The 11,149-nt window shown below is 74.8% G+C and carries 10 protein-coding genes; 6 read left to right on the forward strand and 4 right to left on the reverse strand.

What is annotated here, in order from left to right; translation table 11 throughout:
* The first annotated feature begins 16 nt into the window (after positions 1-16).
* A complete protein-coding gene (locus ACFE60_RS04975) occupies positions 17-838 on the forward strand; it encodes a sulfurtransferase (RefSeq protein ID WP_375387736.1) in 822 nt (273 codons plus the stop codon).
* A gap of 73 nt (positions 839-911) precedes the next feature.
* Here ACFE60_RS04975 and hrpA read toward each other — a convergent pair whose 3' ends face one another.
* Entirely contained in the window at positions 912-4,841 is a 3,930-nt protein-coding gene (gene hrpA, locus ACFE60_RS04980) for an ATP-dependent RNA helicase HrpA (protein ID WP_375387737.1), read from the reverse strand.
* A 63-nt stretch (positions 4,842-4,904) separates the two neighbouring features.
* On the reverse strand, positions 4,905-5,999 hold the full coding sequence (locus tag ACFE60_RS04985; protein WP_375387738.1) for an NADH:flavin oxidoreductase/NADH oxidase: 1,095 nt from the start codon (positions 5,997-5,999) through the stop codon (positions 4,905-4,907).
* 153 nt (positions 6,000-6,152) lie between these two features.
* Between ACFE60_RS04985 and ACFE60_RS04990 the strand changes: the two genes are divergently transcribed.
* The 5 genes from ACFE60_RS04990 to ACFE60_RS05010 all read left to right on the forward strand — a co-directional run bounded on the left by ACFE60_RS04990 (position 6,153) and on the right by ACFE60_RS05010 (position 9,919).
* On the forward strand, positions 6,153-6,425 hold the full coding sequence (locus tag ACFE60_RS04990) for a GlsB/YeaQ/YmgE family stress response membrane protein (protein ID WP_375387746.1): 273 nt from the start codon (positions 6,153-6,155) through the stop codon (positions 6,423-6,425).
* Positions 6,426-6,521: 96 nt separating this feature from the next.
* Complete coding sequence (locus ACFE60_RS04995) at positions 6,522-6,731, forward strand: hypothetical protein (protein ID WP_375387739.1); 210 nt, start codon at positions 6,522-6,524, stop codon at positions 6,729-6,731.
* A gap of 123 nt (positions 6,732-6,854) precedes the next feature.
* Entirely contained in the window at positions 6,855-8,705 is a 1,851-nt protein-coding gene (locus ACFE60_RS05000; protein ID WP_375387740.1) for a thioredoxin domain-containing protein, read from the forward strand.
* 36 nt (positions 8,706-8,741) lie between these two features.
* Complete coding sequence (locus ACFE60_RS05005; RefSeq protein ID WP_375387741.1) at positions 8,742-9,572, forward strand: aldo/keto reductase; 831 nt, start codon at positions 8,742-8,744, stop codon at positions 9,570-9,572.
* A complete protein-coding gene (locus ACFE60_RS05010) occupies positions 9,572-9,919 on the forward strand; it encodes a DUF3140 domain-containing protein (RefSeq protein WP_375387742.1) in 348 nt (115 codons plus the stop codon). Before ACFE60_RS05005 ends, ACFE60_RS05010 begins: the two co-directional genes overlap by 1 nt.
* A gap of 183 nt (positions 9,920-10,102) precedes the next feature.
* On the opposite strand, the gene ACFE60_RS05015 is transcribed toward ACFE60_RS05010, so the two are convergent.
* Both ACFE60_RS05015 and ACFE60_RS05020 read right to left on the reverse strand, forming a co-directional pair.
* Positions 10,103-10,852, reverse strand: a complete 750-nt coding sequence (locus tag ACFE60_RS05015) for a PspA/IM30 family protein (protein ID WP_375387743.1) — start codon at positions 10,850-10,852, stop codon at positions 10,103-10,105.
* A gap of 53 nt (positions 10,853-10,905) precedes the next feature.
* Positions 10,906-11,149 (reverse strand): hypothetical protein (locus tag ACFE60_RS05020; RefSeq protein ID WP_375387744.1); only part of this gene is annotated, 244 nt, incomplete at its 5' end.

An 11,149-nucleotide genomic window follows, 5' to 3' on the forward strand; every position in this document is an offset into this window, starting at 1 on the left:
CTGCCACGATCGACGGGTGCTCGCCGAACCCGCCGACCTCGTCCCGCTGCTGACCGACGCCCGGCTCGTCCTGCTCGACGTGCGATGGCGGCTGGACGCGCCCGACGGCCTGCCCACGTACCGTCAGGGGCACCTCCCCGGCGCCGTGTACGTGCCCCTGGACACCGAGCTCGCTGGGCCGCCCTCCGCCGCGGCCGGGCGGCACCCGCTGCCCGACCCCGCCGAGCTGCAGGCCGCCGCGCGGCGCTGGGGCGTGCGGTCCGACAGCGTCGTCGTCGCGTACGACGACCTCGGCGGGATGTCGGCTGCCCGCGCCTGGTGGTTGCTGCGCGACGGCGGCGTCGCCGACGTGCGGGTGCTGGACGGCGGGCTCGCCGCCTGGCGGCGGGCGGGGCTGCCGCTCGAGCAGGGCGACGTCGTGCCGGAGGCGGGCGACGTCGTCCTCCGGCCGGGCCGTCTCCCCGTCATCGACGCGGACGCCGCCGCTGGCTTCGCTGGCGCGCTGCTCGACGCCCGGGCGGGCGAGCGCTACCGCGGCGAGGCGGAGCCGATCGATCCGCGGGCGGGGCACATCCCGGGGGCGCTCAGCGTGCCGACCGCCGGCAACCTCGACGCGGACGGCCGCTTCCTTCCTCCCGCGGCGCTGCGGCAGCGCTTCACGGACCTCGGCGTCGACCCGGAGGGCCCGGTCGCCGCGTACTGCGGCTCCGGGGTGACCGCCGCTCACGAGGTGCTGGCGCTCGCGGTCGCGGGCATCGACGCGGCGCTGTACCCGGGCTCCTGGAGCCAGTGGTCGCACGACGCCGCCCGCCCGGCCGCGACGGGGTCGACCCCGTGACGCCTCCCGCCCACCTGATTCCGTTTTGAAGGAACTTCTCGGCCCGAGGCCGAAAACCTCCTTCGAAACGGAATCAGGTGAGGGCCTTGCGGATGCGCTGCAGGGAGACCGGCTCGGCCGTCGGGAGGGACTGGGCGAAGAGGCTGAGGCGGAACTCCTCCAGCAGCCAGCGCGCGTGGACCAGCCCCGGCGCCAGGTCGGCGCGGAGGGGGAGCGTGCCGCCCGCGGCGAGGTAGAGGGACTGCGCCGTCTGCGCCTCGGTCATCCAGACGCGGTCGCGGTTCGCCTGCTCCGGCAGCCGCTCCACCCGGCGGACGATGCCCGCGGCGTAGGCGGCGAGCCGCGGCAGCCGGTCGGCGCCGTCGAGGCGCGCGAAGCCCGGGTGGATCAGCGCGTCCAGCTGCGCCCGCGCATCCGACAGCGCCGGCACCAGCGCGAGCGAGGTCGCCTGCCGGATCGCGCGGTCCGCCTCCCGCGCCCCCGCGAGGGCGGCGGCGGCCGCGCCGACCACCGCGAACAGCTCGTCGACGACGCTCGACGCGAGCGCCTCCCGCATCCGCTCGAAGGTCGCCGCGTCCCAGGCGAGCCCGTCCGGCACGATCCGGGTCTGCACGCGGTCGATCACGGCGTCGAGGCAGTCCTGCAGCAGCGCCTCCGTCGACCGGTACGGGCTCGCGCCGAGCGCCAGCTTCTCCGTCGCGGACAGGTGCTCGCGCACGTACGCGGCGGGGGAGGGGGTCGCGAGCGCCAGCAGGCGGTGGACCCCGCCCCTCGTCGAGACGGCCTGCTCCTCCGGCGTCGCGAGCAGCCGGACGTCGACCGCCGCACCGGTGTCGACGAGCGCCGGGTAGGCGCGGACCACCCCGCCGGCCGCGCGGGTGTCGAGCACCCGCGGCAGCTCGCCGAGATCCCACGTCGTCATCCCCGTCCGCTCGATCGCGGCGGTGCCGGGCGCCGGGCGGGCCACGACGCGGGCCGCGGAGGAGCGGGCGCGGTCCGCGAACCGGGCCTGCAGCGCCGCGAGGTCGGTGTCGCGGCCGATCTCCCGCGGCGCGCCGCGGCGGCCCTGCGCCTCCGTCACTGCGAACGCCGGCCGCAGGTGCGGGGGCAGGCGGGTCAGGTCGAAGTCGCCGGGCGTGACCGCGACGCCGGCGCCCCGCCGGATGACGGGCGCGAGCGCGTCGAGCAGCGGACCGGGATCGGCCCCGGTCTCCGGGCCGGGCGGCAGCGCGGGCAGCAGCCGCCGCGCCCAGTCCGCGGTGGGCACCACGTGCCGGCGGATCGGCTTCGGCAGCGACTTCAGCAGCGCGGTGACCAGCTCCTCCCGGAAGCCGGGCACGAGCCAGTCGAATCCGGCGGGGGAGAGCGTCGGGAGGAGGGGGAGGGGCACGCGAACGGTCAGTCCGTCGTCGACCGCGCCAGGCGCGAACCGGTACGCGAGCCGGAGGCGCTGGTCGCCCTGCTGCCAGGTGGGCGGGAAGGCGCGCTCGTCGACCTCCGGCGCCGCCTCCTCGTCCAGCAGGTCCGCGCGGCGCAGGGTGAGCAGGTCCTTCGCGCCCTGCCGCGTCTCCCGCCACCAGGTCTCGAAGCGGCGGACGTCGGTGACGTCGGCCGGCACGCGGTCGTCGTAGAAGTCGAGGATCCGGTCCTCGTCGACCGGCCGGCTGCGGGTGCGCTCCGCCTCCTCGTCGAGGTCCTTCCGCAGCCGCCGGTTCGCGCGGTCGAACTCGTACAGCGGGTCGCGGCCGACCTCGCGCTGCCACTCGCCGCCGAGCAGCGCGTGCTCGAGGAGCAGGTCGCGGGCGTGCTCGGGGTTCAGGCGGGACCACTGGATGCGCCGCTTCTCGACGATCGGGACGCCGAACAGGGTGACCCGCTCGTCCGCGACGGCCGCGCCCTGCCGCTGCTCCCACCGGGGCTCGCCGTAGGTGCGCTTCACGAGGTCGCCCGCGATCGGCTCCGCCCACGCCGGATCGATCGCCGCGTTCATCCGGGCGAAGAGGCGCGAGGTCTCCACCAGCTCGGCGGACATCAGCGCCCGCGGCGGCTTCTTCGCCAGCCCGGAGCCGGGGAACACGACGAAGCGCAGCTGGCGGGCGCCGACGAACTCGATCGCGCCGCGGCGCGGGGTCGGCTTGTCGCCCTTCCCGCGCGGGGCGGCGGCGCGGTCGTCGCGCAGGCCGATCTGCGACAGCAGCCCGGCGAGGAGGCTCTTGTGGATGCCGTCGGCGTGCTTCCCGGCGACGGGTCCCTCGTGGGCATCCGGATGCCGGCGGCCCACCTCCCCGGGTCCACGGAGGATCCCAGTGTCGCGGGCGACCTGCGTCAGCTGCCGCACGAGGTCCTGCCACTCGCGCACCCGCACGAAGTTGAGGAACTCGGTGCGGCAGCGGCGGCGGAACGCGCTCGACGAGAGGTCGCGGCGCTGCACCTCGAGGTGGTTCCAGAGGTTCAGCAGCGCGAGCAGGTCGCTGGTCGGGTCGGCGAACCGGGCGTGCTGCTGGTCCGCCTCGCCGCGCTTCTCCGCGGGGCGCTCGCGCGGGTCCTGGACCGTGAGCCCGGCGACGATCGCGATCACGTCGCGGGTGGTGCCGTGCCGGTTCGACTCGAGCAGCATCCGGCCGAACCGCGGGTCGACGGGGAGGCGGGCGAGGTCGCGGCCGACCTTCGTGAGCGTCGGCGGCTCGCCGCCGCGTCCCTCCCGGATCGCACCGAGCTCGGCCAGCAGGTCGAGGCCCGCCTTCACGCCGCGGGAGTCCGGCGGGGTGAGGAACGGGAAGGCGGTGATCTCGCCGAGGCCGAGCGACAGCATCTGCAGGATCACGGCCGCGAGGTTGGTGCGCAGGATCTCGGGGTCGGTGTACTCGGCGCGGCGGAGGAGGTCCTCCTCCGCGTACAGCCGGATCGCGATGCCGTCGCTCGTGCGGCCGGCGCGGCCCGAGCGCTGGTTCGCGGACGCCTGCGAGATCGCCTCGATCGGCAGCCGCTGCACCTTCGCTCTGGCGGAGTAGCGGGAGATCCGGGCGGTGCCGCCGTCGATCACCGCGCGGATGCCGGGGACCGTGAGGCTGGTCTCGGCGACGTTCGTGGCGAGCACGATCCGCCGGTCGACGCCTGCGACCGTGCTGAGCTCGAAGACGCGGTGCTGCTCGGCGGCGGACAGACGGCCGTAGAGCGGCAGCACCTCGGTGGGGCGCGACCGCCCCGCGTACCGGCCGGTGAGGGCGTCCGCGACGTCGCGGATCTCGCTCTCGCCGGAGAGGAACACGAGCACGTCGCCACCGGGCAGGTCCCGCTCGAGCTCGTCGAGCGCCTCCTGGATCCCGATGACCAGATCGCGGTCCTCGGAGCCGCCGGGATCGGGGTCGTCCTCGTCATCCCCCGCGTCCTCCACGACGAGCGGCCGGTAGCGGACCTCGACGGGGAAGGTGCGGCCGGAGACCTCGACGATCGGCGCGGGCGTTCCCTCCGCGTCCGCGAAGTGGGCCGCGAACCGCTCCACGTCGATGGTCGCGGAGGTGACGATCACCTTCAGGTCGGGGCGACGGGGGAGCAGCCGCTTCAGGTAGCCGAGCAGGAAGTCGACGTTCAGGCTGCGCTCGTGCGCCTCGTCGAGCACGATCGTGTCGTAGCGGCGCAGGTCCCGGTCGCGGCGGATCTCGGCGAGCAGGATGCCGTCCGTCATCAGCCGGATGCGGGTGTCCGGGCCAGACGTGTCCGTGAAGCGGACCGAGTAGCCGACGAGGCCGCCGAGCGGCACGTCCAGCTCCTCCGCGATCCGCTCCGCGATGGTGCGGGCCGCGATCCGGCGCGGCTGGGTGTGCGCGATGGAGGTGCGCCCCAGCTCGAGCGCGATCTTCGGCAGCTGCGTCGTCTTGCCGGATCCGGTCTCGCCCGCGACGATCACGACCTGGTTCGCCGCGATGGTCGCCGCGATCTCGTCCCGCATCGCGCTGACGGGCAGCTGCGGCGGGTACGTCATCACCGGGGCGTCGACAGGCATGGGTACTCCATCTTGAAGGCGATCCGGTCGACCGGATCGCCTTCGAGATGGAATCGCTCGGGATCAGGCGGCAGCGATCGCCGGGCGGGGCCTCGCGCGGCGGTACTGAGGCGGCCAGGCGACCTCGGCGCCCAGCTCGGTCGCCCACGCCTGCGGGAGGTGCGGGTCGCGCAGCAGCGGGCGGGCGAGCATCACCGCGTCCGCCCGGCCGGAGGCGACGATCGCCTCCGCCTGCTGCGCGGTCTCGATCATCCCGACGGCGTTCACGGGCAGGCCGGTCGCGGTGCGGACGGCGGTCGCGAGCGGCACCTGGTAGCCGGGGCCGACCGAGATGCGGGCATCGGGCGTCATGCCGCCGCTCGACACGTCGAACCAGTCGGCGCCGGCCGCCGCAGCCCAGCCGGCGACGGTCGCCGTCTCCTCGATCGTCCAGCCCCCCTCCACCCAGTCGGTGCCGGAGAGGCGGACGAGCACGGGCACCTCCTCGCCGACCGCCGCCCGGATCGCGCGCACGACGTCGAGCAGCAGGCGCGCGCGACCCTCGAGCGACCCGCCCCACCGGTCGGTGCGCCGGTTCGCGAGCGGGGACAGGAACTGGTGCAGCAGGTAGCCGTGGGCGGCGTGCACCTCCACGAGGTCGAAGCCCGCGGCGACGGCGCGACCGGCGGCTGCGGCGAAGTCGGCGACGACCCCCGCGATGCCGGCCTCGTCCAGCGCGACGGGCTGCGCGTACCCGGGGAACGCGACCGCGGACGGGCCGACCGTCGTCCAACCGCCCTCCTCGCGGGGCTGCGACCCGTGGCCGAGCCACTCGGGGAAGGTGGAGGCCTTCCGGCCCGCGTGCGCGAGCTGCACCCCGGCCACGGCGCCGCGCGCGTGCACGAACCCGACGATCCGGGCCAGCGCGTCCCGCTGCGCGTCGTTCCAGATGCCCAGGTCCCACGCCGAGATCCGGCCCTCCGGGCTCACCGCGGCGGCCTCCGTCATCACCAGGCCGGCACCGCCCTGCGCGAGCGCCCCGAGGTGCACCAGGTGCCAGTCCGTCGGCATCCCGTCCCGCCCATCGGCGGAGTACTGGCACATCGGGGAGACCCACACGCGGTTCGGCACGGCGACGGAGCGCAGGCGGACGGGGGCGAAGAGCGCGGAGGCGGGCACGGGGAGTGCGACCGGCGGAGGCTCCGTCCTATTCCTTCGCGATCCGTCCGTTCCTCGGACTGCACACGGGTCGCGCGCATCTCACACTCAGGAAAGCGTCAGCCGCATCCGAGACTCTGGGGGCACACGCACAGAAAGGGAGTCCTCGTGGGCATCCTCGGAACCATCATCGTCGCGATCGTCCTCGGACTCATCGCCGGCTTCATCGCTCGCGCCGTCGTCCCCGGACGCCAGAACATGGGCATCGCCGCGACCATCGTGCTCGGCATCATCGGCTCCTTCGTCGGTGGCCTGCTCGGCTTCCTCCTCTTCGGCAAGGACTCCGGCGACGGCTTCCTGCAGCCGTCCGGCATCATCGGCTCGATCATCGGCGCGATCATCGTGCTGCTCATCTACACCGCGGTCCGCGGGCGCAGCCGCGCCTGACCCGCGATCACGGAGGGCCCCGCCGGCGACGGCGGGGCCCTCCGTCGTCCACGCGCCCGGCAGGCCCCTCCCATCCGCGACCGGTAGACCGGACGGGTGAGCAACAGCACCCCGCAAGGCCCCGGCCCCCAGTTCGGCTCGAACCCCGACGCCTCCCCGATCGACGAGACCGAGGCCGTCACCGAGGCCATGGACGAGGAGTCCGCCGGGCTGAGCCGCGAGGGCGCGGACGACGTCATCGACATCAGCGACGCCGAGGGCCCGGAGATCTCGGGCGGCGACGACGTGGATCCCGGCTCCGCCTGAGCCGTTCGCGGATCCGGATGGATCGCGCGACACGCCGTCCTCCGATCGTCCGGACCCGGCGTGTCGCGTCGTGCGTCCGGATCCGCGCAAGGAATCCGGATCCGCGAGAACGGAGGGGCGAGGATGGCGGAACGGCTGCGGGACGCGGTGAGCCCCTACCTCCGGTCGCACGCGGGGAACCCGGTCGACTGGTTCCCCTGGGGCGACGCGGCGTTCGCGGCGGCGCGGGAGCGCGACGTGCCCGTGCTCGTCTCGATCGGGTACGCGACCTGCCACTGGTGCCACGTGATGGCGCGGGAGAGCTTCAGCGACCCCGACCTCGCCGCCCGGCTGAACGCGGGCTTCGTGGCGATCAAGGTCGACCGGGAGGAGCATCCCGAGGTCGACGCCGCCTGCCTCGCCGCCGCCGGCGCCTTCACGCCGAACCTCGGCTGGCCCCTGAACGTGTTCATGACCCCTCAGGGCCGCGTGTTCCACGCCGGCACCTACTCGCCGCCGCGGCCGGCGGCCGGGCACCCGTCGTTCCGGCAGGTGCTCGACGCCGTGCAGGAGGCGTGGACCGCGCGGCGCGCCGACGTCGAGGCGTCCGCCGCGGGGCTCGCGGCCGCGCTCGCGGCGGCGACGGAGGCGGAGGCGGAGGTGGACGCGTCGCCGGTCACCCCGGAGGCGCTCGCCCGGGTCGTCGACGAGGTCGCGGCCGCCGAGGACCCGCAGCACGGCGGCTTCGGCGGCGCACCGAAGTTCCCGGTCGCCCCGCTGCTGCTGACCCTGCTGGCGCTCGGCCGGTCGCCGCTGCAGAGCCCGGAGCGCCGGCGGGCGGCGCGCGACGTCGCGGAGCGAGCCCTCGTCGCGATGCGGGACGGCGGGCTGCGCGACCCCGTCGAGGGCGGCTTCTTCCGCTACGCGGTGCGGCGGGACTGGACCGAGCCGCACTACGAGCGGATGCTCACCGACAACGCGCTGCTGCTGCGCGCCTACGCCGAGCTCGGCGACCGGGCGACCGCCGCGGGGATCGTCGGGTTCCTGCGGGAGGTGCTGCGGCGGCCGAGCGGCGCGTTCGGCTCCGCGCAGGACTCGGAGAGCCAGGTCGACGGGCACGGCAGCGAGGGCGGCTACTACGCCCTCGACGCCGCCGACCGGGCGCACCAGCCGCCGCCCGCCGTCGACGCCAAGGTGCTGTCCGGCTGGAACGGCCTGGCGATCGGCGCGCTCGCCCACGCGGGCGCGCTGCTGGCGGAGCCGTCGTGGGTCGCGCTCGCGGAGGAGGCCGCCGACGCGGTGCTCGCGGCCCACCTGCACGACGGCGTGCTGCTGCGGGCGAGCCTGGACGGGCGCCCGTCCGACGCGGTCGCGACGCTCGAGGACCACGGCGCGCTCGCCGACGGCCTGCTGGAGGCGGCGCTCGTCGCCGGCCGGCCGGACCTCGCGGTCGCCGCCAGGAGCCTGGTCGACGCCTGCCTCCGCGACGGCCGCCTCGTCGCGCCCGCCGGCGACCCGGTGCTCGCGGCGCTGGGGGTGCCGGGCGGCTCCGACGTGAACGAGGGCGCGGTCCCCTCCGGCCCGACCGCGATCGCGTCGGCCGCCTGGCGCCTGCACCTGCTGACCGGGGACGCCGCGTACCGGGACGCCGCGGTCGCGACCGTCGGACCGCTGTCGGGGCAGGCGCTGACGCGGCCGATCGGCACCGGCGCCGCGCTCGGCCTCGCCGTCGCGCTGGCGGAGCCGGTCCGCCAGGTGGTCGTGGTCGGCCCCGATCCCGCCGGTCCGCTCGCCGCCGCCGCGCGGTCGCTGCCGTCGTCGATCACCGCGGTCGTCGACGACGCCGCGTCCGCCGCGTTCGCCGCCGCGGGCTTCGAGCTGTTCGAGGCCCGCACCTCGATCGGCGATCGCCCTGCCGCCTACGTCTGCCGCGACTTCGTGTGCCGCCTGCCGGTCACCGAGCCGGCCGCCCTGCGGGACGGCGCGCTCGTCTGAGGGCGGCTCGGAGGCGCGCCTGACAGCCTCTCCGACATGTCCTCGATCCCCCTCCTCACCGGCCAGGACGGCGCCCGCCTGCCGGCCATCGGTCTCGGCACCTACGACCTGCGCGGGGCGGCCGGCGTCGCCGCCACCGCATCGGCGATCGACGCCGGCTACCGGCTGCTCGACACCGCGTTCAACTACGACAACGAGGGCGCCGTCGGGCGGGCGGTCGCCGAGTCCTCCGTGCCCCGCGAGAGCCTGATCTACTCGACGAAGCTGCCCGGCCGGTACCACCGGCACGACCTCGCGCGGCACGCGATCGAGGAGAGCCTCTTCCGCAGCGGCCTCGACCGGCTGGACCTCGTGCTGATCCACTGGCCGAACCCGCGGCTCGGGCTGTACGCGGAGGCGTGGAAGGCGCTGGTGGAGGCGCGCGAGGACGGCCTGGTGTCGATGATCGGCGTCTCCAACTTCCTGCCGGAGCACCTCGACCGCATCATCGGCGACACCGGCGTCACCCCGGTGCTGAACCAGATCCTGGTCCACCCGTACGCGCCGCAGGACGCTTGGCGGGCCGCGAACGCGGAGCGCGGCGTGCTGACCGAGGGCTACTCGCCGCTCGGCAAGGACACCGACCTCGTGCGGGAGCCGGCCGTCACCCGCATCGCGGCCGCGCACGAGGTGAGCGCCGCGCAGCTGCTGCTCGCCTGGTCGGTGTCGCTCGGCGTGATCCCGCTGCCGAAGTCGGCGACGCCGGCGCGGCAGGCGGAGAACCTCGACGTCTTCGACATCGAGCTGACCGACGACGAGCTGGGCGAGCTCGCCGGGCTCGCCCGCCCCGGCGAGGGCGCCGACCCCATGACCCACGAGGAGCTGTGATGACGAAGGCGGACCCGAAGGACCTCGACGAGGTCTGGGACGACTGGCGGGCGGCGGTCACCATGACCCCGAAGCAGCTGGAGGACTGGCTCGAGACCGATGAGTCGAAGTCGGTCGGCGACACCGGCGGGGAGGGCGGCGAGTCGACCGGGCACGCGTCCGGCCGCCGGATCGTGACGATCCTCCGGACGAACAAGGGCGACCTGACGGAGGACGACGTCGCGCACATGAAGAAGGTCGTCGGGTACGTGCACCGGCACGCGGAGCAGGGCGGGCCGGAGCGCGACAAGGAGCACTCGCGCTGGCGCTACTCCCTGATGAACTGGGGCAACGACCCGCTCGGCTGAGCGCCGGTCAGAACAGGTCCTCGAGCGCGCGGAGGCGCTGGACGATCAGGAACGCCACCGCCACGATGAGGATCCTGACCACCAGCCGCTTCATCCCGCCACGCTATCCCGGGCGGTCGAGGTTCCGTTTTGAAGGAGTTCCTGGGCCAGGGGCTCAGGAACTCCTTCAGAACGGATCGAGCGTCACTCGTCGTTCGAGCGGAGCGGCGTCGCGGTCAGCTGCACCGGCTGCTTCAGCGCGGCCAGCCGCGCCTCGATCTCGGTCTGCGTGCCGAGGTCCTCGAGGCTCTCGAACTGCTTGTCGAGGCTGGACGAGGCGAGCTCCTGCTGCCCCATCACCTTCGCCTCCTCGCGCCGGACCTTCTCGTCGAAGCGGCCCAGCTCGCTCGTCGGGTCCTGGATGTCGATCGACCGCATCGCACCGAGCACCTGCGACTGCGCGGCGGCCGTCTTCGACCTGGCCACCAGCTCGTTGCGCTTCGACCGCAGCTGGTCGAGCTTCTGGCGCATGCCGTTCAGGCCGTCCTTCAGCTTGTCGACGACCTCGGTCTGCGAGGCGATGGTCGGCTCGGCGTCCTTCGCCTCCTTCTCGGACTGCAGCTGCTTGCCGATCGCGACCTTCGCGAGGTTGTCGAACTTGTCCGCGTCGGCCGCGTTGCCGGAGGAGCGCAGCTCGTCGCCCTTCGCGGACGCGGCGAGGGCCTTCCGGCCCCAGTCGTTCGCCGCGTCGACGTCCTCCCGGTGGTCCTGCTCGAGCATCCGGAGGTTGCCGATCGTCACCGCGACCGCGTCCTCCGCCTCCGCGATGCTGTTCGTGTAGTCGCGGACCAGCTGGTCCAGCATCTTCTCCGGGTCCTCGGCCTGGTCGATCAGCGTGTTGATGTTCGCGCGGACGAGGGTCGAGATGCGGCCGAAGATCGACTGCTTCACCATGTGGGTTCCTTTCGTTGGTGTTCCGTGGGTCTTCCGGTGGTCGGCGTCGCGGGCTAGAAGGAGCCGCCACCGCCTCCGCCGCCCCCGAAGTCGCCGCCGCCGCCGAAGCCCCCGCCGCCGCCGCCGAAGCCGCCGCCGCCCCAGCCGCCTCCGCCGCCTGACCAGCCGCCTCCGCCCCCGTGGCCGCCGTTCAGGATGCCGCCGAGGCTGCCGCCGAGCACGCCGCCCGTGACGAGGTCGCCGCCGCCGCCGCGGTTCCCGCCGCCGAAGCCGCCGCCGCCCCAGCCGCCTCCGCCG

It is taken from the genome of uncultured Amnibacterium sp., from assembly GCF_964245895.1.
Classification (GTDB): Bacteria; Actinomycetota; Actinomycetes; order Actinomycetales; family Microbacteriaceae; genus Amnibacterium.

Excerpts from the sequence above, each read along its gene's own strand:
- ACFE60_RS05000 (WP_375387740.1), top strand. The coding sequence starts at position 6,855 with ATGGCGGAACGGCTGCGGGACGCGGTGAGCCCCTACCTCCGGTCGCAC.
- ACFE60_RS05010 (WP_375387742.1), top strand. The coding sequence starts at position 9,572 with ATGACGAAGGCGGACCCGAAGGACCTCGACGAGGTCTGGGACGACTGG.
- ACFE60_RS05005 (WP_375387741.1), top strand. The coding sequence starts at position 8,742 with ATGTCCTCGATCCCCCTCCTCACCGGCCAGGACGGCGCCCGCCTGCCG.
- ACFE60_RS05015 (WP_375387743.1), bottom strand. The coding sequence starts at position 10,852 with ATGGTGAAGCAGTCGATCTTCGGCCGCATCTCGACCCTCGTCCGCGCG.
- hrpA (WP_375387737.1), bottom strand. The coding sequence starts at position 4,841 with ATGCCTGTCGACGCCCCGGTGATGACGTACCCGCCGCAGCTGCCCGTC.